Genomic DNA, 22,241 nt, shown 5'->3' with positions numbered 1-22,241 from the left:
CGGCGGAACCGGCGGTTACTCGCTTTCGACCTGCCGCTGAATCGACTCGACGACTTCGGGGTTCCGAAGCGTCGTCGTGTCACCGAGTTCCTCGCCGTTCGCAATCTCTTCGAGGAGCCGACGCATAATCTTGCCAGACCGCGTCTTCGGCAGTTCCGGCGTGAACACGACCATCTCGGGGCGAGCGATGGGGCCGATGGCGTCCTCGACGCCCTCGATGATGCGCCCCCGCATCTCGTCGTCTTCGTCCTGGCCCTCCTCGGTGATGACGTAGGCGTATACGGCCTCGCCTTTCACCTCGTGGTTGCCGCCGACGACCGCCGCCTCCGCGACACCCTCGACGCCGACGATGGCCGACTCGATTTCCATCGTCCCGAGGCGATGGCCCGAGACGTTGATGACGTCGTCCACGCGCCCGAGGATGGTGATATAGTCGTCGCCGTCGATTTTCGCGCCGTCCTCGGGGAAGTAGACCCAGTCGTCGAGGTCGTCGCTGTCGGTGTCGGAGTACTCCTGCCAGTACTCCTGAATGAAGCGCTCGTCGTTCTTGTAGAGCGTCCGGAGCATGCCGGGCCACGGCTTGTTCACCGTGAGATAGCCCGCCCGGCCGGCGTCGACCTGTTTTCCGCTCGTGTCGACGATTTGGGCGTCGATGCCCGGCAGCGGCGGCCCGGCGGAGCCGGGTTTCATCTTCTTGATTCCCGGGAGCGTCGTAATCATCATCCCGCCGGTCTCGGTCTGCCACCACGTGTCTACCACCGGGCAGTCCTCGTCACCGATGTGCTTGTAGTACCACTTCCACGCGCGCGGGTTGATGGGTTCCCCGACCGTCCCGAGCAGGCGGAGGCTCGACAGGTCGTGCTGTTCGGGGAACCGGCTGCCCCACTTCATGAACGCGCGAATCGCCGTCGGCGCGGTGTAGAAGATGTCGACCGCGTACTTCTCGATGATGTCCCACAGGCGGTCGCGGTTGGGGAAGTCGGGCGTCCCCTCGTACATCACCGTCGTCGTGCCGAGCGCGAGCGGCCCGTAGACGATGTACGAGTGGCCCGTAATCCAGCCGATGTCGGCCGAACACCAGTAGGTGTCTTCCTTCTCGATGTCGAGGACGGCGTGGGAGGTCCACGCGGCGTACGCGAGGTAGCCGCCGGTGGTGTGTTTGACCCCCTTCGGCTGTCCCGTCGTGCCCGAGGTGTACATGAGGAACAGCATGTCCTCGGCGTCGCGTTCGACGGGGTCGATGCGCTCGCCGGCGTGCTCGTCGAGGAGGTCGTCCCAGTCGTGCTGGTTGCCCTTCAGGTCGTGGCCGAAGCCGTCGTCGCCGAGGCGGTCGACGACGACCGTCGCGTCGACGCCGTGGTCGACGCCGTCGAGGCCCTCGTTGGCCTTGTCGAGGTGGTCGAGCGGGTCGCCGCGGCGGTAGTAGCCGTCGCAGGTGACGAGGAAGCGGGAGTCCGCGGAGTTCATCCGCGTCGCCAGCGCGTCGGCCGAGAAGCCGCCGAAGACGACCGAGTGCGGCGCACCGATGCGGGCGCAGGCCAGCATGGCGATTGGCAGTTCCGGAATCATCGGCATGTAGAGCGTGACCACGTCGTCTTCCTCGACGCCGAGGTCGCGCAGGGCCGCCGCGAACTCGTTCACCTCGCGGTAGAGGTCCTGATAGGTATAGGTCCGCGTCTCGCCGTGTTCGCCCTCCCACTTGATGGCGACGCGGTTCTTGTCCCCGTTTTCGACGTGACGGTCCACGCAGTTGTACGAGACGTTGAGCTTGCCGCCGGTGAACCACTCGTAGAACGGCGGGTTCGAATCGTCCAGCACCTCGTCGTACTCCTCGTCCCAGTCGAGCATCTCGGCGGCCCGCTCCCAACAGTCGGGCCAGTTCTCCTCGAACTCGTCGTAGACGGCCGGGTCGGAGACGTTCGCCTGCGCGACGAACTCCTCGGAGGGTTCGAACTCCTCCTGCTCGACCAGCCGTGCCTCCAGTTCGGTGTCACCGTCTGCCATAGTACGTGCTAACTACACCAATCCTCCATGATAAATCTATGTAGTCCAGTCGTCCGCGTGGGGAACTTCGGCACGGGCGGTCGCCGGGCTGTCGGTCGGTTACGCGCGTCTCCGGCGCGCGTTCCAGTCAGCGAACGTTCATGTCATCCCCGACGTTTCGGGGGGAGGTGGCCGCGTCGACGACCCTCACATCACGCCGATGGACTCGCGGTACGTTCCGTACTCCTCGGCGAACACGTCCATGATTTCGCCCATCGTGACGTACTCCTTGACGGCGTCGACGAGCACCGGCATGACGTTGCCGCCGTCGCGGACCGTCTCGCGGAGCTCTGAGAGCGCGGCATCGACCGCCTCGTCGTCGCGGTCGTCCTTCACGGATTCGAGGCGCGCGAGCTGTCGGTCCTGTACCTCGTCTTCGACGTGGAGCAGGTCGGGACGGGTGTCCTCCTCGGTGTCGTACTTGTTGACGCCGACGACGATTTCCTCGCCGTCTTCGACCCGCGACTGGTACTCGTAGGACGCCTCGCTAATCTCGCGGTGGTAGTAGCCCTCGTCGATGCCGGCGAGGACGCCGTCGCGGACGGAGCCGTCGCCCATCTCCCGAATCTCCTCGATGTAGGCCATCGCCTCGGCCTCGATTTCGTCGGTCAGCGACTCCACGAAGAAGCTCCCGCCGAGGGGGTCGATGACGTCGGCCGCGCCGGACTCCTCGGCGATTATCTGCTGGGTGCGGAGCGCGACGGTGACGGCCTCCTCCGAAGGGAGCGCCAGCGCCTCGTCGAAGCTGTTGGTGTGGAGCGACTGCGTGCCGCCGAGGACGCCCGCGAGCGCCTGTATCGTCACGCGCACGACGTTGTTGAGCGGCTGTTGGGCCGTCAGCGACTGCCCCGCGGTCTGGGTGTGGAACTTCAACTGCGTCGAGCGCTCGTCCTCGGCGTCGTACCACTCCGACATCACGTCGTGGTAGATGCGGCGGGCGGCGCGGAACTTCGCCACCTCCTCGAAGATGGAGTTGTGGGAGTTGAAGAAAAACGATAGCTGAGGGGCGAACTCGTCCACGTCGAGGCCGCGGTCGACCGCGTCTTCGACGTAAGCGAAGCCATCAGCGAGGGTGAAGGCGAGTTCCTGTACCGCCGTCGACCCGGCCTCGCGGATGTGGTAGCCCGACACCGAGATGGGCCGGATGCGCGGGGTCTCCTCGGCGGCGAACTCGACGGTGTCGGTGACGAGTTTGAGCGACGGTTCCGGCGGAATTACCCACTCTTTCTGCGCGATGAACTCCTTGAGCATGTCGTTCTGGAAGGTGCCGCCGATTCGGTCGCGGGGGACGCCGCGGTTGTCCGCGAGCGCGACGTACATGGCGAAGACGACCGGCGCGGAGGGGTTGATGGTGAAGGAGGTCGTCACCTCGCCGATGTCGATGCCGTCGAACAGCACCTCCATGTCGCGGAGGGTGTCGACCGCGACGCCCTCCTTGCCGACCTCGCCGTCCGAAAGCGGGTCGTCGGAGTCCTTGCCCATGAGCGAGGGCATGTCGAACGCCGTCGAGAGGCCGGTCTGGCCGTTCTCGATGAGGTAGTGGAAACGCTCGTTGGTCTCCGTGGCCGTGCCGAAGCCGGCGAACTGCCGCATCGTCCACGTCCGCCCGCGGTACATCGTGGGGTACACCCCGCGCGTGTACGGGGACTCACCGGGGAAGCCGAGGTCCGACTCGTAGTCGAGGTCGGCCACGTCGGCGGGCGTGTAGAGGTCGTCTACCTCGTGGTTCGAGACGGTGGCGAATCGGTCTTTGCGCTCGCCGCCCTTCTCCACGAAGGGGTCGCGGGTCTCCGATTCCCACTCGTCGCGCGCCTCGCGGATGGACGCCAAATCGTCCTCGTCGTACATGTCCACCAATCCGTATGGATGATGATTAAGGATTCGGGTCGAAGTCGGCCCCGAAAGCGGTTCGCCCTCGGCCCCGGGGCTTCGACGCACAGACCATCGCACATATCACCCCCGGACCGCTTAGCACCGGCTATGCACGGCTGCGCGACAGATGCGGGATTCCCCGACGCGGCGGCTCGGCCCGCCGCAGTCCCCGAGCCCGTCGGAGTCGGGCGCTGACCGATGGCGCTTCTCACGCCCGAGACGACCCGCTGGGTCGCCGCCGCGACGGCGCTCGTCTTCGTCCTCGCGAGCGTCTCCTTCGTCGTCCCCGCCTCCGGGTCCGTCTCGCCGGTCGCCTTCGACGACACGGTCAAGACCGGCGGCACGTCGGTCGACGTTCGCACGGCCGAGGTCGAGGGGTTCGAGGTCCCGCTCGCGCAGGTCCACTTCTCGCGGTACCGCTACGTCATCGGCTACTACGACGTACGGACGGCCGCCGCCGACGTGTCCACGCCCGAGAGCGCCCGTCAGTTCGGTGACCCGCTCGCGGTGTTCGTCACCGACTACGCGACCGTCTCGCCCGACCTCGACGGCGACGGCTACCTCCGAACCGAACACAACCGCAACCCCGACTGGACGAAGGCGTCCGAGGCGTCGTTCGTCGTCGACTCGGGCGCGCGGGTCCCCTCCGGCCCGATTGCGGTCCCGTTTTCCGACGCCGACGCGGCCCGCTCGTTCGCGGACGCCCACGGCGGCGAGGTCGTCGATTGGGCGACGCTCCGCGACCGCGCCGGCGACCCGCTTTCGTCCCGCCTCGCCGCCTTCGAGTCGTCGGTCGCCGCCCACCACGAGTGGGCGAACGGGACCACCGCTGCGAGTGATGCGCTGTTCGACAGACCCGTCTCGACCGTCGTCGGCGAGGACGCGCCGACCGTCGAGGCGGCGGTCACGGCGGCCCCCGCGAACACGACCGTCTACGTCCCCGCGGGCACCTACTCGGTCGACGCGGTCGACCTGAACCGCTCGGTGACGCTCCGCGGTGCCGGACGCGACACCCGACTCGTCGGCGACGGCAACGGCAGCGTCGTCCACCTCCGCGCCGACCGGAGCGCGGTCGGGAACCTCGCAATCGCCGGCGTCGGCGGGGTGGGGACGCGACGAGTCCGCGCCAGCAACGAATCCGTCGACTGGGACACGCGCGTCGAACTCGCCTACGGCCGCGGCGACGCCGGCGTCGTCCTCGACGGCGCGAACGAGTCGGCGGTCCGCGGCGTCGAAATCGACACGCCCGCGAGCGGCATCATCGCCCGCGAGAGCGCCGACAGCGTCGTCGACGGCGTGACCGTCCGCGGGGCCGACGAACCCTCCGACGGCTTCATGGGCGTCGTCCTCATCGGCGAGCGGGCGGTCGTGCAGGACTCGACGTTCATCGACGGCCGCGACGGCGTCTACACCCACCGCGCCGACGGGAGCGTCGTCCGCGACAACCGCATGGAAGACGGTCGCTACGGCGTCCACCAGATGTACACCTCCGAGGCGCTCGTCGCCGGCAACGTCGTCCGCGGGGACCGCATCGGCGTCGTCCTCATGACCCGGCCCGTCGGCAACCTCGTGGTCGGAAACGACGTGCGCGAGTCCGACTTCGGGTTCATGCCCGCCGGGAGCGACACCTACGTCGCTGACAACGTCTTCGCCGGCAACGACTACGGCATGGACGTGAGCGGCGACCGGCAGGTGTACGTCGGAAACGTCGTCGCCGGCAACGGCGTCGGCGTCCGCGGGAGTTCGACGTTCCCGACGAACGTCGTCGTCCGAAACGACATCGTCGACAACGACGTGCGCGTCGAGTCGTCGCTCGGCCCGATGCGGACGTGGACCGCCGGCGGCGAGGGCAACCACTGGGGCGACCTCCCGCTCGAAGACGCCGACGCCGACGGGGTCTACGACCGGGCGTACCAGCCCTCCGGGCCGGTCGACGCCGAACTCGGCCGCGAACCCGGCGCGCTCGCGCTCTCGGAGTCCCCCGCGATGCGCGCGCTCCGCCGCGCCCGCGACGCGGTGTCCGGCCTCCGCGGGTCCGGCGTGGTCGACGCCGCGCCCCGAACCGAGCCGGTTCGACCGGAGACGCTCGCCGCCCTGAACGCGACGGAGGAGACCGATGACTGACCGCGACCAGACACCCCCGACGACTGACGACCCCACCACGATGCCGAGTCCCGACCCCGCGGCGACCGCCGAGACTGCCGAGACAGACTCCGACGAATCGACGGGCGAAGCAGCCGTCTCGGCCTCGAACGGGCCGGCTATCGCCGCGACCGACCTCAGTCACGCCTTCGGAGACGTGGGCGTCCTCGACGGCGTCTCGCTGTCGGTCGCGCCCGGCGAAATCGTCGCGCTCGTCGGCCCCAACGGCTCGGGGAAGTCCACGCTCCTGCGGTTTCTCGCGCGAGTCCGCGCGCCCGACGAGGGGACCGTCACGGTGGGGTCGACAGAGAGCGGCGGCGGCCGGGGCCGCGTGGGCTACCTCCCGCAACAGCCCGGCTTCCGCGCCGGCTTCTCCGCGGCCGACACGCTCGACTTCTACGCGCAGTTCGTGGACGAGGACGTGGACGTGGCCGGCGTGCTGGAGCGCGTCGGCCTCGTGGACGCCGCGGACCGCCGGGTGGGCGCGCTCTCCGGCGGGATGACGCGCCTCCTCGGTCTCGGGCGGGCGCTCGTCGGGGACCCGGCCGTGGTCGTCCTCGACGAGCCGGCAAGCGGCCTCGACCCCGGCATGGTCGAGCGACTGTTCGACATCGTCTCCGACCTCGCCGACGCGGGCGTCGCGGTCGTCCTCTCGTCGCACAACCTCGGTCCCGTCGAGCGGACCGCCGACCGGGTGGTCGTCCTCGGCGGCGGCCGGTTCGTCGCCGACGGCGACCCGCGGGCGGTGGTCGAATCCGTCGGCGCGGCCGACCTCCAGACCGCCTTCGGTGACCTCGTGGCGACCGAGGGGGTGACGGGGAGATGAGCGACGCCGGCTCCGGCGGCGTCAGCGACCTGTTCGCCATCGCGGCCCGGGAGCTCCGCACGGTCGTCAGGACTCCGGCTGTCGTCGCGCTGTCGGTCGTCTTCGGGCTGACGGTCGTCGCGGTCGCGGCCGCGGGGTCGGGCGCGCGCGGCGGCTACGTCCCGCTGGTTCTGGATTTGGTCCCGTTCGTGGAGGCGCTCGTTCCGCTTCTCGCCGTCGCGCTCTGTTACCGGGCGGTGCTCTCGGACCGCGAGTCGGGCGAACTCGACGTGCTAAGGACGTTCGACGTGTCTCGCCCGGCCTACGTCGGCGGCGTCTACCTCGGCCGGGGGCTCGCGCTCGTGTTCGTCGTCTTCGGGTCGTTGCTCGCCGCGGGCGCGACCGTCCCGGTGCTCTCGCCGCCGGACCCGACGTTTCTCGCGCTGAACGAGGCCGCCGACTCGCCGGTCGCGTTCCTCCGCTTTTCGGTCCTCGCGGTGCTGTTCGCGCTCGCGGTCGCGGCCGTCGCGCTGGCCGTCTCGGCCGCCGCGCGGACCGCCCGACAGGCGATCGCGCTCGCCGTCGGCCTGGTCGTCGCCTTCGTCGTCGGCGTCGACGCCGCCGCCGTCGCCGGGCTTGCCTCGGGGACCCTCGGCATCGACGCGGTGCCGCTCGCGCTCGCGGTGAGCCCGAACGGCGCGTTTCGGTCGCTCGTCCTCGGCGTCGCCATCGAGACCGGCGGGGGCGGGTCGCCGGCCGCGGCGCTCGCGGGGCTCGTCGGCTGGGTCGTCGTCGCGCTCGCGGTCGCGGTGCTGACGGCGTGGCGGCCGGTAGAATAGTGTTCCGGGCGGCGCGAGCCCGCGGACGGCGCAGGCAGCGCGCGCGAAGCGGTTACCCGAAGTTCTCGACCTTCGCGGCGTCGGCGTCGCCGCCGGCGGCCTCGACGGCGTCGGTCGCGCGCGAGACGAAGTCGGCGAAGCCGTAGACGAACAGCTGTTCGCCCTCGTCGCCGGTGAGCGCGTCGGCGACGGCGTCTGCGAGGTCGGACTCGTCGCCGGTGACGACGACGCTCGCACCGTCGTCGCGGAGCGCGGAGAGCCGTTCCTCGTGGGCGGGCGCGTCGTCGAGATAGACCACGGCGGCCTCGTTGCCGTCGGCGACCGCGGCCTCGGCGATGCCGACCGCGGGGCCGACGCCGGGGCCGCCCGCGAGGACGACCACGCGCGACTCGCCGTCGTAGTAGCTCCGGCCGAACGGCCCGGAAATCTCGACGTCGTCGCCGGCGGCGAGCGAGTCGAGGTGCTGGCTGAACGGCCCTGCCTCCTCGGGGTCGATGCCGACGGTCACTTCGAACGTGTCGCCGACGCCGGGCGACGAGAGCGTGTAGAACCGCGCGTACGACTCGCCGTCGACCTCGGCGGAGAGCTTGACGAACTGGCCCGGCTCGGCCTCGAAGCCGTCGGGCGTCTCGAACTCGATGGCGACCGTTCCGGGACCGACGTCGCGGGCCGCGGCGACGGTGACGATTGCGTCCATGCGACCGGGTTGGTCGCAGGCTCACAAGGGCCTTGCCTTCCCGGACGTGCGCGCCGGAGTCAGGCTCGAACCGTGCCGACCGTGCACATAGTGTGAACCGGAGATAATTGCCACGAGATGGTGAAACACACCTCAATTAGACATTTGGTCGGTTCTATTCCCACAATTCGTATATTAGTCCGCAGGTCGGCCTATTTTAGGCACTCACAGAACTCACTCGTCAAATTTTCATTTATTATCAGTACCATCGTTTAACACCAATTTTCAGAAGGCTTTTGACCCGGCTATGGGTAGATTTCACCCAGCATGCCTGCGGACTTCAACTGGGCCATCGGCGGCGAGGCTGGCGATGGCATAGACTCCACGGGGAAGATTTTCGCTCAGGCACTCTCCCGGGCCGGACGCCACGTGTTCACGTCTAAGGATTTCGCTTCGCGAATCCGGGGCGGATACACCGCGTACAAGGTTCGGACTGCCATCGACCCCGTGCAGAGCGTCGTCGACAGACTCGACGTGCTCATCGCGCTCACACAACGAACAATCGACGAGAACCTCGACGAGTTGCACGAGGGCTCCGTCATCATCTACGACGGCGACCGCTCCACCATGGCGGACGTCGAAATCCCCGAGGGAATGGTCGGGCTGGACATCCCCCTCAAGGCGCTCGCCGAGGAGGCGGGCGGCGCTATCATGCGCAACGTCGTCGCGCTCGGCGCGGCGTGCGCCGTCGCTGACTTCCCCATCGAGAACCTCGACAGCGCGCTCCAGAAGCGCTTCGGCGGGAAGGGCGAGGCCATCGTCGAGAACAACAAGAAGGCGGCCCGCGCGGGCCTCGAATACGTCCACGACGAGTACGACCACGAGTTCGACTACGACCTCGAGACGACCGACGAGGACTACGTGCTCATCAACGGCGACCAGGCCATCGGCATGGGCGCCATCGCCGCCGGCTGTCGCTTCTACGCCGGCTACCCCATCACGCCCGCGACCGACGTGATGGAGTACCTCACCGGCCGCATCGAACGCTACGGCGGCCACGTCGTGCAGGCGGAAGACGAGCTCGCGGCCATCAACCTCGCGCTCGGTGCGGCGCGCGCCGGCGCGCGGTCGATGACCGCCACGTCCGGTCCGGGTATCGACCTGATGACCGAGACGTTCGGTCTCGTCGCCACCTCCGAGACGCCGCTCGTCATCGTCGACGTGATGCGCTCGGGCCCCTCGACGGGGATGCCGACCAAGCAGGAACAGGGCGACCTCAACATGATGCTGTACGGCGGCCACGGCGAGATTCCGCGCTTCGTCGTCGCGCCGACGAGCATCGACGAGTGCTTCTGGAAGACCGTCGAAGCGTTCAACTTCGCCGAGAAGTACCAGGTCCCGGTGTACGTCGCCGCCGACCTGGCGATGGCGGTCACGGAACAGACGTTCTCCCCCGAGACGTTCGACATGGACGAAGTCGAAATCGACCGCGGCAAGGTCGTCGACGACGACTCCATCGACGAGTGGCTCGACGAGGAAGGTCGCTTCCAGCCGCACGCGCTCACCGACGACGGCGTCAGCCCGCGCGCGTTCCCCGGCACGGAGCAGGGCGCGCACATGTCGACCGGCCTCGAACACGACGAACTCGGTCGACGGACCGAAGACCGGTCGATGCGCGTCGAGCAGGTCGACAAGCGCGACCGGAAGGTCGAGACCGCAAAGCAGACCGAGGACTTCTCGCCGCGCGAGTTCGGTGACGCCGATTCGGACACGCTCATCCTCTCGTGGGGCTCCAACGAGGGCGCGCTCGTCGAGGCGCTCGACTTCCTCGAAGAGGACGGCATCGACGTGCGCTTCCTGTCGGTCCCGTACATGTTCCCGCGGCCGGACCTCACCGAGGAAATCGAGGCGGCCGACGAGGTCATCGTCGTCGAGTGTAACGCGACGGGGCAGTTCGCCAACGTCGTCGAGCACGACACATTGACCCGTGTCAAGCGCATTAACAAATACGACGGCGTCCGCTTCAAGGCGGACGAACTCGCAGACGAAATCAAAGCCACCCTCGACGCAGAGGAGGTCTCAGCATGAGCTCAAACGTCCGCTTCACCGACTTCAAGTCAGACAAACAACCGACCTGGTGTCCCGGCTGTGGGGACTTCGGGACGATGAACGGCATCATGAAAGCCCTCGCCAACTCCGGCACCGACCCCGACAACACGTTCATGGTCGCCGGTATCGGCTGTTCCGGGAAAATCGGGACGTACATGCACTCGTACGCCATCCACGGCGTCCACGGGCGCTCGCTCCCGGTCGCCGCCGGCGTCAAGCTGGCGAACCCCGACCTGACCGTCGTCGCCGCCGGCGGCGACGGTGACGGCTACTCCATCGGCGCGGGCCACTTCATCCACGCCGTCCGCCGCAACGTGGACATGGCCTACACCGTCATGGACAACCGCATCTACGGCCTCACCAAGGGGCAGGCCTCGCCGACCTCGCGGGAGGACTTCGAGACTTCGACGACCCCCGAAGGGCCCCAGCAGCCCCCGGTCAACCCGCTCGCGCTGTCGCTGGCCGCCGGCGGCACGTTCATCGCGCAGTCGTTCGCGACGGACCACAAGCGCCACGCGGAAATCGTCCAGGAGGCCATCGAACACGACGGCTTCGGCTTCGTGAACGTGTTCAGTCCCTGTGTCACGTTCAACGACGTGGACACCTACGACTACTTCCGCGACAACCTCGTCGACCTCGCGGACACCGACCACGACCCGACCGACTACGACGCGGCCAAAGAGAAGATTCTCGACTCGTCGAAGGAGTACGAGGGCATCATCTACAAGGACGAAAGCTCCGTCTCCTACGAGGAGAAGTTCGGCGTCGACCAGGATATGTCGGACATCCCGTCGGGCGCGCCCGACGACGCGATGGACCTCGTCCGCGAGTTCTACTAACGACGACCGCCGAACTCGCGGTTGACGCCGCGCGGACCGCTCACCGAACTTCGACCGTTCTTTCGACCGTCTCCGACTGCTCGATAGGCCCGCGAGCGCCGCGAACGCTTCACCGCCGAAAAGAGTCGACTGACCGAGTCGGTCCGAGCGGGACCACGGAGGTCCGGGCGACCGAGCCGACCGACCGCCACCGAGTCTCCCGACGACCCGCTCTTACGCCACCGTCTCGATGTTGAGCCGGTAGCGCGTCCCGCAGTCGAGACACCGCGCGTCGTCGGATTCGATGAGCTCCGTCACCAACACCTCACCGAACTCGCAGTTGGGACACTCGTAGACGAGCGAGTCACCCGCGATACGGTGTGCGAACGCGTTCGTGTTCTCTTCTGTCAACGGCTCTGATGCGGACGACATTCCTGACCACCAGTCAGATATGCTATCACATGACACATAAACTATCCGCCGCCGAGCGTCGGGCGGCGTCGAGCGGCATCGGGTGACGAGCGTCTGAGACCCCGTGTGACACACCCTCAGGCCGTGAAAGCCGGAAATTTGCCCGCCCTTCCGGAACGTCTTTTCAACTCGCGGCCCTTGAATCAGCCATGACGGAGAACCTCGCTTCAGCAGACGACGCACCGCGAGCGAACGGGATGCCGATGCTCGGGCTCGGGACGTGGCAGAACACGAACGCCGACGAGTGTCGCAACGCGGTGCAGACGGCGCTGGAGATGGGCTACCGGCACATCGACACCGCCCAAGCGTACGGGAACGAGGCGGAGGTCGGTGAGGGCATCGCCGCCGCCGACGTCGACCGCGACGAGGTGTTCCTCGCGACGAAGGTGTGGGCCGACGAACTGTCCCACGACGACGTCATCGAGAGCACCGAAGCGAGCCTCGAAAAGCTCGGCGTCGACTACGTCGACCTCCTGTACGTCCACTGGCCGTCCCGCGAGTACGACGCCGAAGAGACGCTCGCGGCCTTCGACGAACTCGTCGAGCGAGGGCTGACCGAGCGCGTCGGCATCTCCAACTTCGAGCCCGAACAGGTCCGCGAGGCCGTCGAACTGTCCGAGTCCGGCGTCTTCGCCAACCAAATCGAGATGCATCCGCTCTTCCAGCAGGAGGAACTCCGCGAGGTCTGCGCCGAGGAGGACATCGAAATCGTCGCGTACTCGCCGCTCGCCCGCGGGGAGGTCTTCGACGTCGACGTGCTGTCCGACATCGCGGAGAAACACGACGCGAGCGAGGCGCAGGTGTCTCTGGCGTGGCTCCGCGAGAAGGGCGTCACCGCGATTCCGAAAGCGACGGGCGAGGTCCACATCCGCGACAACTGGGAGTCGCTCGCGCTCCAACTCGACGACGAGGACGTGGCCGCCATCGACGCCATCGACGTCGAAGACCGCCGCGTCGACCCCGACTTCGCGCCCTGGTAAGCGACCGAACCCGCCTGTTCCCGGTTCGACTCTCGATTCGTCGCCCGGAGCCGCAACGGATTTGTCGAACGAGTCCCGACAGAATCCCATGGAGTTCGACCTCCCCAAGACAGTCGCGTTGCTCGTCGCGCTCGTCGTCGTCGGAACCGCGGCCCTCGTCGGGATGGGCGCGATGGCGACGAGTACGGTCCTGATGATGGTGACGCCGTCGATGCTCGTCTTCGGGGCACTCTGTCTCGCCATCGGCGTCAAACACGGCGAGTACCGGGCGTCGAACTAACGAGGGGACGACACGAAAACACGGGACAGAAATCCTCAGCTCTCGTTTTCTCTGGGCGTGTCGACGACGTCCTCCAGGGTCTCGTCCGAGACGCTCGCGGAGACGCGGACGCCCACGACGCTCACGACGACGCCGGCGACGATGAACATCGCCAGCCGCTGGACCGGCGTGAGCGCGAGTCGCCCGAGCAGTTCGAGGTTCGCTAGCTCGCCCTGTCGTTCGAGGAGGAACCCGGCGAACCCGCGGACGACGAGCCCGATGGCGACGACGCCGAACGGGAGGTTCATGTACGACGTGGAGACGCGCTCGCTCCCGATGAGTTCGTCCAAGAGGCGGCCCGCACTCGCGGTCAGCGCGGCGAGCGCCAGCCACGGCGCGCTGTGGTAGACGAACAGGAGCGACGGGACGAGCACCTCCTCTCCCCCGCCGACGCCGGGGGACCGAATGGCGAGCGCGCCGAGGAACAGCCCGACGATGGCCAGCCCGGCCGCGACCGCGTAGGTGACGACCGACACCTGCCCGGAGTAGAGGGCGTCGCGAATCTGGTCCGGGGCGTCCGAGAGGACCTCGTCGATGGCCAGTCCCTTGTAGAGCAGCACCGCGCCCATCAGGGCGGCGACCCCGGCCATGGCGACCTCGGGGCTGAACTGGACGAGCAGCAACGGGACGAGAAGCAGGCCGACGCCGAGCGGGACGAGTACCGTCGAGCGAAGCTCCTCGTCGCCGAGGAACTGCTTGAGCAGGTAGTACGTCGACTCGATGTCGTGGGCCTGCCGGACGACCACGCGGTCGACCGCGTCGACCCGGAACCTGCTTTCGACGACCGGGACGAGCCGCTCGTCTTCCGCGCTGTCGATGACGACGACGGCGGACTCGACGTCGAACTGCTCGGCGAGGTCGTCGAGCTGTCGCGCGACGGCGCGGTCGGCTCCGACGGCGCTGTCGCTCGTCCCCGAGATGACCGCGATTTCGGCGTCCTCGCGCTCGTCTCTGAGCTCGCGGGTCGTCCGCAGCGCCGCGAGAAGGCAGTTGACGCTCGAATCCTCGGGGTCCGAGAGCCCCACGTCGGTGACGAGCGACCGGACCGCTTCCCAGCCGACGACGGGCGTCGAGAGCCCGGTCTTGCGGCCGATGTCGTTCGCCCGGTCGACACAGAGGACGAGCGTTGTCACGTGGAAGACGAACGGGGGCGCGGGCTAAAAAGCCTCCCAGTCGTCAGAACCGAAACGAGAAGCCGTCGTCGGGGTCGACCGACGAGGCGAGTCCCGCGCCGAAGGCGTACGCCGCCCCTTCGACGCCGCCGCGGAGCCGGTCGGTGAGGCCGACCTCGGGGGTGAACTCCCGCACCGACACCTCGTCGCGGCCGAGGCGTTCGGCGAGTCGGTCTTCCACGTCGTCGCGGCTCCCCAGCGAGTCGACCAAGCCGAGTTCGTGGGCCTCCTCACCGAGGTAGACGCGGGCTTCGGTGTCGCGGACGACCTGCGGGTCCATGTCGCGGCCCTCGGCCACGCGCTCGACGAAGTCGTCGTAGTAGTCGTCGATGAGCCCCTGGAGGTACTCGCGTTCGTCCTCGGTCGGCTCTTTCAGGGCCATCCCGGCGTCCTTGTACTTCCCCGCGGCGAACCGCTCGTAGGAGAGCCCGACCTTGTCGGCCAGCTCCGAGGCGTTGACCGACGAGCCGATGACGCCGATGGAGCCGACGACGCTCACGTCGTGGGACCACAGTTCGTCGCAGCCGCTGGCAATCCAGTAGCCGCCCGAGGCGCAGGTGTCCGTGGCGTAGGCGACCGTCGGCCCGTCGAAGTCGGCAACGGCCCGGCGGATATCGTCGCTCGGCAACACCTCGCCGCCGGGCGTGTTCAGTTTGACCAGCAGCGCGTCGACGCTGTCGTCGTCGGCCGCGGCGTCGACCTGCTCGACGATGTCGTCGGCGGGCGTCCCGCCGCCGCGACCCGGAACCGGACCGCCGCCGCCGTCGCGGGAAATCGGTCCTTCGACGGCGACTTCGGCCACGTCGTAGTCGGGGAACGCCGAGGCGGCGAGCCTGCCGCCGACGCGGAGCGCGGCGACGACCGTCCCGATGAACAGGAGGAGTCCCGCGAGGTCCGCGAGCGTGTCGGGGACGCGGTAGAACAGAATCCAGCCGACCGCCGCCCCGACGACGGCGAGAACGACCACGATAGCCAGCCGGTAGACGCGCGTGAAACTGTCGGTCACGGTGAATCACTCATGGCTGTCGCTCGGGCTTCGAACGGCATAAAAATGATACGTCGCAAGCGCGACGAAGAGAGAGAGAAAGTGACCGAAGTTTAGAGCAGCCCGGACTTCTGGAGCTTCATCAGGTCCTCGGTCTCGAGGGTCTCGCCTTCCTTGAACTTCTGGTAGATTTCCTCGGCCTCGGCCTTGGCGGCCTCGCGCTCCTCGGCGCGGGAGTCCTTGCGCTGGCGCTCTTCCTTCTTGTCCAGCTCGCGGAGGCGCTTCTGGACGCGGACGAAGTCCTCGTGGTGACGGTCGGCCGCTTCCTGGGCTTCGACGAAGAGCTCGTGCATCTCGTCGGCCTTGTCGCGGATGTCGTCGGCCTCGCGGTAGGCCTCGATCATCTGGTTGTGGTGTTCCTGGGCGTCGTCGGCCAGCTCGGTCACCTTCTGGTGGTGCTGGGACGCCTCGGAGCGGACCTCTTCTGCCTCTTCGATGAGTTCTTCGAGGTCACCGCTCTCTTCGACCTTGTCCTTTTTCTGGCGAAGCTCTTCGCGCTTGTTCTCGATTTTCTCGATGAGCTCGCGCTCGTCTTCGGTCGAGAGGACTTCGGTCTGCTGGCGGAACTCGAGTTGCTCGATCTCCTCTTTGAGCTCGTCGATGTCCTTGCCGTCGTCGAGCTCGAGGTCGCTTTTCATCTCGTCGACCTCGTCGAAGAGCTCGTTGGCCTTCGCGTTGAGCTCGTTGCGGCTCTGCTTGTGTTCCTGCACCTGCGAGTTCATCTCGTCGCGCTTCTCGCGGTGCTTCTGGGCTTCGTCGACCTTCTCGCGAGTCTTCGCGTTGAGGTCGTCGCGCTTGGACGCGCGCTCGGAAGCCATCTGGTTTAGTTCATTGCGGCGGTCACGGAGTTGACCGGCGAGTTTGATGAGTTCGCCTTTCGAGCCGCTCTCGAGCTTTTCGTCTGGGAGATCGATGTTTCGTGCCTCGTCGAGTTCCTGCACGTCGAACTCGCTAAGTACTTCCTGCTTCGTTACCATGCGTAATCAATCCTCGATACCATCACCACTCCGTGCGTGGCGGCTGCTCGTGGGAGTGCGACCGACCGTGGATAAGAATTCCCGATCATTCTGCGTGCGATGCCGCCGGAACGCCGGAGGCGCTCAGGTACATACACATACAAGCGACCAGTTAATAAATACTTCGGTGGAAATTCGGGTGAAAACAGTTACCACACCGCTCGTATCGACCGTATTCACCATGTTAGTCGTTGCCAAAGGCGTATATAAATGGGATGTGAATCGTGGGGGCTAAACCGAGTCGGGTCGGATGCCACGTCATGAGAGAGGTCATTCGCGCACGCGGCCACGAACACGTACGCGCCGAACACGCGAGCACCTTCGAGGTGACGACGGACGACTGGCTCACCCCCGCGGGCGACTGTATCATCGGCGTCGAGGCCGACCGCACGCCCGCCGACTTCGACCCAGCGTTCGTCGAGGCCTGCCAGTCCCGCGACGCGGCTATCGACGTGCACGTCCGCGTGGACGCAGGCGACGAAACCCACGAGCAGGCCGTCCACGCCCGCGGACACCCGGACCTCACGTTCGAGGGCGACCGCAGCATCGTCTTCCGCACGAGCGACTACGTGGACGACCGAACCGGCGCGGTCGACGCGGCTCACGCCGCGGCGGGCTTCGACCGCGACCTCGTCTCGGCGCTCGCCGACGGGGCGGAACTGACCGTCACTATCGAAGTCGAGTAACTCGGCGCAATCGGCCGAGGAGTCGGCCGACGGGATGCGTTTTTCACCGCGCGGTCGTAACCTCCGGCCATGCCCGACGAACCCGCAGAGAACATCAGCGGCGGCGCGAGCGGCGGCGGCCGAGAGACGGCGTTCGACCCCGCCGACCCCGAGACCGCGACGCGCGCCGAGGTCGTCGTCGACCGCCTCGGCGAGCGCTACTGGCGGAAGGCCTACGGCGGGCAGGGCGGCTTCGAGTGTCTCGTCCGAACCATCCTGAGCCAGAACACGAGCGACAAGGCGAGCCAGCCCGCCCACGACGAACTCATGGCGCAGTACGGCGGCGGCGACCTCGCCGAGTCGCTGGCGGCGGCCGACCGCGAGGGCATCGTCGAGGCCATCCGCTCCGGCGGCCTCTACAACCAGAAATCGAAGCTCATCCGGGGCGTCGCGGAGGAGGTGCTGGCCGACTTCGGGAGCGAGGCCGACTTCGACCGCTACGTCCGCGAGGAAGCGCCCGCGACGGTCCGCGACCGCCTCTTGGAGATGAAAGGCGTCGGCCCGAAGACCGCCGACTGCGTCCTCCTCTTTGCGGGCGGGCGCGGCGGCGTCTTCCCCGTCGACACCCACGTCCACCGCATCGCCCGCAGGATTGGGCTCGCGCCCGCCGACGCCGACCACGAAGGCGTTCGGGCGGCGCTCGAACGCGACATCCCCGACGAGAAGTGCGGCTTCGGCCACACCGCGATGATTCAGTTCGGCCGCGAGTTCTGCACGGCCCGCAAACCCGCGTGTCTCGACGGCCCCGACGCGTGCCCGATGGCCGACGTGTGCGACATGGTCGGCGTCGACGCGGCGGCGCAGTCCGTCACCGACCCCGCGGCCGCGGACGACTGACTAACAGGCCGTCGCGTCGAGTCCGCTCACCGGCGAACCGTCGTCCTCGTAGCTCGATTCGATGCCCGAGTCGGCGAACATCGGGAGAGTCATCGAGTAGTCGTAGACGACGCTGAACCGCGAGAAGGGGTTCGAGAGGAACGCCGCGGCGGGACCGACGCCGTCGAAGGCAACCCCCGCCCGGAGTTGGACGATGGAGTCGTTGCCGACGGAGCCGCTGGCTTCCATCCCGAAGCCGCCCTCGCCGCCGAGGTTCTCGAACATCGAGAGGAAGACCACGAGGTCGATGCCCGCACCCTCGCCACCGATGTCGAACTGGTGGCCCTCGCCGGGGAAACACGGCGAGGTCGGCCCGGTCGCGGCGGCGACCGGGGCGGTCGCGACAGTGAGAATCACGGCGAGCATCAGAGACGTGCGAGTCGCGGCGTGCATACCGTCGCCTCCGGCGCGCTGCTAATTAAGGATACGCCGCGATTCTCAGGCGTGATACCGTCTCTCGAAGCGAAACGAGGCGATGGACGCGGGGGTCGCGGCGCGGTTCGGTCGCGGCGCGGCTCAGTTCCGGAGACTACACCTCGCCGTCGAGCTGTCGGATGAGTTCGTCGAGGACGGCGTCGGCGCTGGCGAGGTTGGTCGCAAGCGGCGTCTGGTGGACGTCGCAGATGCGGAGCAGGGCGGTGATGTCCGGCTCGTGGGGCTGGGCGGTCAGCGGGTCGCGGAGGAAGATGACGCCGTCGCAGGTCTCGCTCGCGATCTCCGCGCCGATTTGCATGTCGCCGCCGAGCGGCCCGGACTGCTTGCGCTCGATGTCGAGGCCCGTGGCGTCGATGAGTCGCTGGCCGGTCGTGCCCGTCGCCATGAGTTCGAAGCGTTCGAGGTCGTCCTGCCGCTCCTCGGCGAAGGCGATGAGGTCCGGCTTCTTCTCGTCGTGCGCAATAAGTGCGAGACGCATAGCAAACACTCGTTCGAGAGTCCTGATTAATGTTCGCCCGGATGCCGTCCGTGAGAAATCGTTGTGCGGCGGCGGTTGACGCGCCGGTGAGGGTCGCCGTGACTGCGAGTCGTTACTTGAAGCGGAACGTCTCGAGGTTCTTCGGCGCGAACGTCCGCATGTTGTAGTCGTGGTAGAGCGCCGACGAGAGGTCCTGCACGGAGCGTTCGTCACCGTGAACGCACAGCACTTTCTCCGGACGGGGGTTCATCGTCTTGACGAAGTTTTCGAGGCCCTGCCGGTCGGCGTGACCGGAGAAGCCGTCGACCGTCTCCACGTCCATCTTGAGCTTCAGCGTGTCCGACCGGCCCATGCCGTCGCGGCCGTTGACCGGAATCTCGTCCCAGCCGTTCTGGATGCGGCGGCCGAGCGTCCCCTGCGCCTGGTAGCCGACGAAGACCAGTCGGGACTTCGGGTCGGGGCCGACGTGGCGGAGCCACGACATGATGGGGCCGCCGGTGACCATCCCGGAGGTCGAGAGGATGATGGCCTGCTCGCCGTCGGCGACGTCCTGTCGCTCCTCTTCGCCGCCGTCGATGTGGTTGAACTCCTCGGCGAGGAACGGGTTTTCGTCCTCGTGGAAGATGCGGTCGCGGAGGTCGTCGCGGAGGTACTCGGGGTAGGTCGTGTGGATGGCCGTCGCCTCCCAGATCATCCCGTCGAGGTGGACGGGCATCTCCGGAATCTTGCCCGAGCGCATCGCCTCTTCGAGGACGAGCATAATCTCCTGTGAGCGACCGACGGCGAACGCCGGGATGACGACCTTGCCGCCGCGGTCGTACGTCTCGTTGATGACCTCGATGAGGCGCTCCTCGGAGTCCTGCTGGTCGGTCTGGTAGTCGTTGCGGCCGCCGTAGGTCGATTCGAGGACGAGCGTCTCCACGCGCGGGAAGTCGTTGACCGCGCCGTTGAACAGGCGGGTGTCCTCGTAGTGGATGTCGCCGGAGAACGCGACGTTGTAGAGGCCGTCACCGATGTGGAAGTGCGAGACGGCGGAGCCGAGGATGTGACCCGCGTTGTGGAACGTGAGCTTCACGTCGGGCGCGATGTCGGTCACGTCGCCGTACTCAAGCGGGATGGTGTGCTTGATGGCCTCGCGAACCATCTCGGACTCGTACGGCGGGGTGCGTCCCTCCTTCGAGGCGACGTCGAGGTAGTCGAGCGTGAGTAGGCCCATGAGGTCGCGGGTCGGCTCGGTCGTGTAGATGGGGCCGTCGTAGCCGTACTTGAACAGAAGCGGGATGAGCGCCGAGTGGTCGAGGTGAGCGTGGGTGAGGACGACCGCGTCGAGCGAGTTCGCGCCCGACCCGAGCGCCTCGGGGACCTGCAGATACGGCACGTCGTCGGAGCCGGGTTTGTCGCCGCAGTCGACGAGGATTCGGGTCTCGGGCGTCGAGACGATGAAAGACGCGCGGCCGACCTCGCGGCAGCAGCCGAGGGTCGTGATGCGGACCCACTCGTCGTCCGAGAGCTGCTCGCGGTGAATCTGCCGGCCGGTGCGTTCGAGGATGCGGCGGCGGTCCTCGCGTTCCTGCTTCAGGAAGTTGCGGACGTTCGAAACCGTCGAGGATTCGATGGGGGGAGTGCGGACGACTTCGGGCGTCCAGCCGACTTTCTGCGTGATTTCGCGGAGCGTCGAGCCGTGGCGACCGATGACCATGCCCGGTTTCTCGGCCTCGATGACGACTTCGCCGGTGTCGATGTGGAAGTCGAGGTCGGTGACGCCGGCCTCCTCGGGGATGACGCTCAGAATCTTGGGTTCGGCCTCGCGGGGGTCGGACAGCACGTCCGGGTCCGGGCGAACCGTGATTCGCTTTCGGAGCTTACTCGCGAGTTTCCGGATGAGGTCGCCGTTCTGAGCGAACTTCTTCGGGTCGCGCGTGTAGACGACGAGTTCGGGACCCTCGTACTTGACGTCGGAAACCGAGATGTCGCGGGGGAGTTCGTTCGTAATCTCTGCCTTCAGATTCTCGAGTTGTTTATCTACGGAGCTCATAGTTACGAGCGACCCGTCCGGTCCTGCGCCGGCAGGTCTCGGGAACCCCTACCTCAGGAGCGTCGACGCGAGCCGGTCCACGTGTACGAGTGCCAGTCTCGGCCGACTGCGGAGAGAGCATAGTGAACTGAATACGGTTGTATCTCGACTGCGGGAAGAGGCAGGGAAAACCCGCTTACCCGACAGTACCATGTCGCCAGTATAAAACCCTTCGCAAAGCCGAAGCGTCTCGGGGCCGACCGACGACCATGGAACTCACACCGGCGGCCGTCTCGGCGGAACACGACTGGGTTCGAGCGCGCGCGGACGTGGTCGTCCCGCTCATCAACGAGACGCGACGGCGACTCGGCGAGCAGTTCGACACGCGCGTCGGCGCGGTCGACGAGGCGGCCTACCGCGAGGCGGTCGACGCGGTGTTCGCCGACGGCGAGGTCGGCGTCAACGTCGCGGCCTACGTCCGCATCCTCAAGCGGCTGGACGTACAGGACGACTACCCGGGGTTCGTCGTCGACGAGGTGCTCGGGCGCGAGCTCGCGGCGACCATCGCCGGCGGCGAGCCGCTCCGACTCCTCGCGCAGGCGACGTTCCACTTCGCGGACGTGGCCGTCCACACCGACGGTCCCGCCGGCCGCGACGACCTCGACGCCGCGCTCGCCGCGGGCTTTCAGACGCGCCTGCCGGGGTGGTCGTGGCGCGAGGGTGACTCGCCGTTCGACAGTCGGCGCTGACCACCGGACGGCGTCGCGCGAAAAAGAGGTTCGAGTCGCGTCTTACCACTCGATACGAACCGGCTCCGACGAGGTTTCGGACTCGCGTTCGTGTTCCGAGTCGAGGTCGCGGAGCCGTCCACGGAACGCGCCGACGCACTCCTCGCACGCTGTCACGTGCGCGAGCACGCCGTTTTCGTACTCTGCCATGACCGCTCGCGGGGTCCGCCGCGTCAGCCGCTCGGGGCCCATCCGTCCGACGCCGCGCACGCCGAGGTCGCCTAATCCCGTCAGCCGCTCGCCGTGTGTCGCCGCCCACTGGGCGTACGACGCGAGCCGGTCGCGGACGCGTCGCTCGCGCGGACTCAGGCTCCCCGAAAGGTCCACGAACCGGTCCCACGTCTCGACGGTGTACTCCTCGATAAGGCCGCGCCCGACGGCGTCGTCCAGTCGGTCGATAACCGGTGTGAACTCCGCGCGCCGCCCGCTCGGAACCCACAGTTCGATTCGGACCGTCCCCTCCCGAGGAGTCGGCCGTTCGCCGCTTACAATTGTGTCCATTGTTAGCACACCAACCACCACGTACTGGTAGGATAGCCGGCGATATGTATCTATGCGTCCGCCGGAACCGCCGACCGTCGTCGACGAGAGGTGGTCTGCGCGGCGGGGCGGCGCGCC

21 protein-coding genes are annotated in these 22,241 nt (G+C 67.4%); 10 read left to right on the top strand and 11 right to left on the bottom strand.

The features are described from left to right. Nucleotides 1-15: 15 nt before the first annotated feature. The gene (gene acs / locus DEQ67_RS04575; protein ID WP_115891326.1) at nt 16-2,004 is read right to left on the bottom strand and encodes an acetate--CoA ligase; all 1,989 of its coding nucleotides are present in this window, start codon (nt 2,002-2,004) and stop codon (nt 16-18) included. Between the two features lie 186 nt (nt 2,005-2,190). Next, nucleotides 2,191-3,891: an acyl-CoA mutase large subunit family protein gene (locus tag DEQ67_RS04570; protein ID WP_004064281.1), complete on the bottom strand. Its 1,701-nt coding sequence runs from the start codon at nt 3,889-3,891 to the stop codon at nt 2,191-2,193. A 222-nt stretch (nt 3,892-4,113) separates the two neighbouring features. Here DEQ67_RS04570 and DEQ67_RS04565 point away from each other — a divergent pair, with 222 nt between their 5' ends. Genes DEQ67_RS04565 through DEQ67_RS04555 form a run of 3 tightly spaced genes read left to right on the top strand, consistent with a single transcriptional unit; the run spans nt 4,114 to nt 7,701 of the window. Next, the gene (locus DEQ67_RS04565) at nt 4,114-6,039 is read left to right on the top strand and encodes a NosD domain-containing protein (RefSeq protein WP_115860217.1); all 1,926 of its coding nucleotides are present in this window, start codon (nt 4,114-4,116) and stop codon (nt 6,037-6,039) included. Then, on the top strand, nt 6,032-6,883 hold the full coding sequence (locus DEQ67_RS04560; protein ID WP_115860219.1) for an ABC transporter ATP-binding protein: 852 nt from the start codon (nt 6,032-6,034) through the stop codon (nt 6,881-6,883). Before DEQ67_RS04565 ends, DEQ67_RS04560 begins: the two co-directional genes overlap by 8 nt. Continuing rightward, nucleotides 6,880-7,701: an ABC transporter permease gene (locus DEQ67_RS04555; protein WP_115860221.1), complete on the top strand. Its 822-nt coding sequence runs from the start codon at nt 6,880-6,882 to the stop codon at nt 7,699-7,701. The genes DEQ67_RS04560 and DEQ67_RS04555 overlap by 4 nt, the downstream gene beginning before the upstream one ends. 52 nt (nt 7,702-7,753) lie before the next feature. On the opposite strand, the gene DEQ67_RS04550 is transcribed toward DEQ67_RS04555, so the two are convergent. Continuing rightward, a complete protein-coding gene (locus DEQ67_RS04550) occupies nt 7,754-8,398 on the bottom strand; it encodes an FAD-dependent oxidoreductase (protein ID WP_115860223.1) in 645 nt (214 codons plus the stop codon). A gap of 306 nt (nt 8,399-8,704) precedes the next feature. Here DEQ67_RS04550 and DEQ67_RS04545 point away from each other — a divergent pair, with 306 nt between their 5' ends. Together DEQ67_RS04545 and DEQ67_RS04540 are read left to right on the top strand one after the other, a co-directional pair. Next, the gene (locus tag DEQ67_RS04545) at nt 8,705-10,465 is read left to right on the top strand and encodes a 2-oxoacid:acceptor oxidoreductase subunit alpha (protein ID WP_004044050.1); all 1,761 of its coding nucleotides are present in this window, start codon (nt 8,705-8,707) and stop codon (nt 10,463-10,465) included. Beyond that, the gene (locus tag DEQ67_RS04540; RefSeq protein ID WP_004044051.1) at nt 10,462-11,325 is read left to right on the top strand and encodes a 2-oxoacid:ferredoxin oxidoreductase subunit beta; all 864 of its coding nucleotides are present in this window, start codon (nt 10,462-10,464) and stop codon (nt 11,323-11,325) included. Before DEQ67_RS04545 ends, DEQ67_RS04540 begins: the two co-directional genes overlap by 4 nt. 213 nt (nt 11,326-11,538) lie before the next feature. Here the strand turns inward: DEQ67_RS04540 and DEQ67_RS04535 are convergent, their stop codons facing one another. Continuing rightward, nucleotides 11,539-11,736 carry a hypothetical protein gene (locus DEQ67_RS04535; RefSeq protein WP_013035477.1) on the bottom strand — a complete coding sequence of 66 codons (198 nt, stop codon included), beginning with the start codon at nt 11,734-11,736 and terminating at the stop codon, nt 11,539-11,541. Between the two features lie 236 nt (nt 11,737-11,972). Between DEQ67_RS04535 and DEQ67_RS04530 the strand changes: the two genes are divergently transcribed. Together DEQ67_RS04530 and DEQ67_RS04525 are read left to right on the top strand one after the other, a co-directional pair. Beyond that, on the top strand, nt 11,973-12,755 hold the full coding sequence (locus DEQ67_RS04530) for an aldo/keto reductase (protein ID WP_004064287.1): 783 nt from the start codon (nt 11,973-11,975) through the stop codon (nt 12,753-12,755). An 88-nt stretch (nt 12,756-12,843) separates the two neighbouring features. Further along, the gene (locus DEQ67_RS04525; protein WP_004044054.1) at nt 12,844-13,035 is read left to right on the top strand and encodes a DUF7333 family protein; all 192 of its coding nucleotides are present in this window, start codon (nt 12,844-12,846) and stop codon (nt 13,033-13,035) included. A 35-nt stretch (nt 13,036-13,070) separates the two neighbouring features. Here the strand turns inward: DEQ67_RS04525 and DEQ67_RS04520 are convergent, their stop codons facing one another. The 3 genes from DEQ67_RS04520 to DEQ67_RS04510 form a co-directional block, all read right to left on the bottom strand. After that, nucleotides 13,071-14,207: a DUF373 family protein gene (locus tag DEQ67_RS04520; RefSeq protein WP_115860227.1), complete on the bottom strand. Its 1,137-nt coding sequence runs from the start codon at nt 14,205-14,207 to the stop codon at nt 13,071-13,073. 43 nt (nt 14,208-14,250) lie between these two features. Further along, a complete protein-coding gene (gene sppA / locus DEQ67_RS04515; RefSeq protein WP_004044056.1) occupies nt 14,251-15,252 on the bottom strand; it encodes a signal peptide peptidase SppA in 1,002 nt (333 codons plus the stop codon). Between the two features lie 92 nt (nt 15,253-15,344). Continuing rightward, a complete protein-coding gene (locus tag DEQ67_RS04510; protein ID WP_004064289.1) occupies nt 15,345-16,268 on the bottom strand; it encodes a coiled-coil protein in 924 nt (307 codons plus the stop codon). A 299-nt stretch (nt 16,269-16,567) separates the two neighbouring features. Here DEQ67_RS04510 and DEQ67_RS04505 point away from each other — a divergent pair, with 299 nt between their 5' ends. Both DEQ67_RS04505 and DEQ67_RS04500 read left to right on the top strand, forming a co-directional pair. After that, nucleotides 16,568-16,993, top strand: a complete 426-nt coding sequence (locus tag DEQ67_RS04505) for a DUF371 domain-containing protein (RefSeq protein ID WP_004064290.1) — start codon at nt 16,568-16,570, stop codon at nt 16,991-16,993. A gap of 69 nt (nt 16,994-17,062) precedes the next feature. Continuing rightward, nucleotides 17,063-17,869, top strand: a complete 807-nt coding sequence (locus tag DEQ67_RS04500) for an endonuclease III domain-containing protein (RefSeq protein ID WP_004064291.1) — start codon at nt 17,063-17,065, stop codon at nt 17,867-17,869. Here DEQ67_RS04500 and DEQ67_RS04495 read toward each other — a convergent pair whose 3' ends face one another. From DEQ67_RS04495 to DEQ67_RS04485, 3 genes are all read right to left on the bottom strand, one after another. After that, nucleotides 17,870-18,301 carry a DUF7332 family protein gene (locus tag DEQ67_RS04495; protein WP_115860229.1) on the bottom strand — a complete coding sequence of 144 codons (432 nt, stop codon included), beginning with the start codon at nt 18,299-18,301 and terminating at the stop codon, nt 17,870-17,872. It abuts the gene before it with no gap. A 136-nt stretch (nt 18,302-18,437) separates the two neighbouring features. Continuing rightward, nucleotides 18,438-18,821 carry a methylglyoxal synthase gene (locus DEQ67_RS04490; RefSeq protein ID WP_115802319.1) on the bottom strand — a complete coding sequence of 128 codons (384 nt, stop codon included), beginning with the start codon at nt 18,819-18,821 and terminating at the stop codon, nt 18,438-18,440. A 112-nt stretch (nt 18,822-18,933) separates the two neighbouring features. After that, the gene (locus DEQ67_RS04485; RefSeq protein ID WP_004064294.1) at nt 18,934-20,856 is read right to left on the bottom strand and encodes a beta-CASP ribonuclease aCPSF1; all 1,923 of its coding nucleotides are present in this window, start codon (nt 20,854-20,856) and stop codon (nt 18,934-18,936) included. Nucleotides 20,857-21,104: 248 nt separating this feature from the next. On the opposite strand from DEQ67_RS04485, the gene DEQ67_RS04480 reads away from it, so the two are divergent. Beyond that, a complete protein-coding gene (locus DEQ67_RS04480; RefSeq protein WP_004064295.1) occupies nt 21,105-21,584 on the top strand; it encodes a hypothetical protein in 480 nt (159 codons plus the stop codon). A gap of 42 nt (nt 21,585-21,626) precedes the next feature. Here the strand turns inward: DEQ67_RS04480 and DEQ67_RS04475 are convergent, their stop codons facing one another. After that, nucleotides 21,627-22,124, bottom strand: coding sequence for an HTH domain-containing protein (locus DEQ67_RS04475; protein WP_115802318.1), 498 nt, complete (start codon nt 22,122-22,124; stop codon nt 21,627-21,629). Nucleotides 22,125-22,241 lie beyond the last annotated feature (117 nt).

This window comes from Haloferax sp. Atlit-48N (genome assembly GCF_003383015.2).
Taxonomy (GTDB): Archaea; Halobacteriota; Halobacteria; order Halobacteriales; family Haloferacaceae; genus Haloferax; species Haloferax volcanii.
Note: the sequence above shows the minus strand (reverse complement) of the source record. Positions and strands in the feature narration are given on the sequence as shown.

Coding starts and splice junctions, on each gene's coding strand:
- acs (WP_115891326.1), bottom strand. CDS start 2,004: ATGGCAGACGGTGACACCGAACTGGAGGCACGGCTGGTCGAGCAGGAG.
- DEQ67_RS04570 (WP_004064281.1), bottom strand. CDS start 3,891: ATGTACGACGAGGACGATTTGGCGTCCATCCGCGAGGCGCGCGACGAG.
- DEQ67_RS04565 (WP_115860217.1), top strand. CDS start 4,114: ATGGCGCTTCTCACGCCCGAGACGACCCGCTGGGTCGCCGCCGCGACG.
- DEQ67_RS04560 (WP_115860219.1), top strand. CDS start 6,032: ATGACTGACCGCGACCAGACACCCCCGACGACTGACGACCCCACCACG.
- DEQ67_RS04555 (WP_115860221.1), top strand. CDS start 6,880: ATGAGCGACGCCGGCTCCGGCGGCGTCAGCGACCTGTTCGCCATCGCG.
- DEQ67_RS04550 (WP_115860223.1), bottom strand. CDS start 8,398: ATGGACGCAATCGTCACCGTCGCCGCGGCCCGCGACGTCGGTCCCGGA.
- DEQ67_RS04545 (WP_004044050.1), top strand. CDS start 8,705: ATGCCTGCGGACTTCAACTGGGCCATCGGCGGCGAGGCTGGCGATGGC.
- DEQ67_RS04540 (WP_004044051.1), top strand. CDS start 10,462: ATGAGCTCAAACGTCCGCTTCACCGACTTCAAGTCAGACAAACAACCG.
- DEQ67_RS04535 (WP_013035477.1), bottom strand. CDS start 11,736: ATGTCGTCCGCATCAGAGCCGTTGACAGAAGAGAACACGAACGCGTTC.
- DEQ67_RS04530 (WP_004064287.1), top strand. CDS start 11,973: ATGCCGATGCTCGGGCTCGGGACGTGGCAGAACACGAACGCCGACGAG.
- DEQ67_RS04525 (WP_004044054.1), top strand. CDS start 12,844: ATGGAGTTCGACCTCCCCAAGACAGTCGCGTTGCTCGTCGCGCTCGTC.
- DEQ67_RS04510 (WP_004064289.1), bottom strand. CDS start 16,268: ATGGTAACGAAGCAGGAAGTACTTAGCGAGTTCGACGTGCAGGAACTC.
- DEQ67_RS04505 (WP_004064290.1), top strand. CDS start 16,568: ATGAGAGAGGTCATTCGCGCACGCGGCCACGAACACGTACGCGCCGAA.
- DEQ67_RS04500 (WP_004064291.1), top strand. CDS start 17,063: ATGCCCGACGAACCCGCAGAGAACATCAGCGGCGGCGCGAGCGGCGGC.
- DEQ67_RS04495 (WP_115860229.1), bottom strand. CDS start 18,301: ATGCACGCCGCGACTCGCACGTCTCTGATGCTCGCCGTGATTCTCACT.
- DEQ67_RS04490 (WP_115802319.1), bottom strand. CDS start 18,821: ATGCGTCTCGCACTTATTGCGCACGACGAGAAGAAGCCGGACCTCATC.
- DEQ67_RS04485 (WP_004064294.1), bottom strand. CDS start 20,856: ATGAGCTCCGTAGATAAACAACTCGAGAATCTGAAGGCAGAGATTACG.
- DEQ67_RS04480 (WP_004064295.1), top strand. CDS start 21,105: ATGGAACTCACACCGGCGGCCGTCTCGGCGGAACACGACTGGGTTCGA.
- DEQ67_RS04475 (WP_115802318.1), bottom strand. CDS start 22,124: ATGGACACAATTGTAAGCGGCGAACGGCCGACTCCTCGGGAGGGGACG.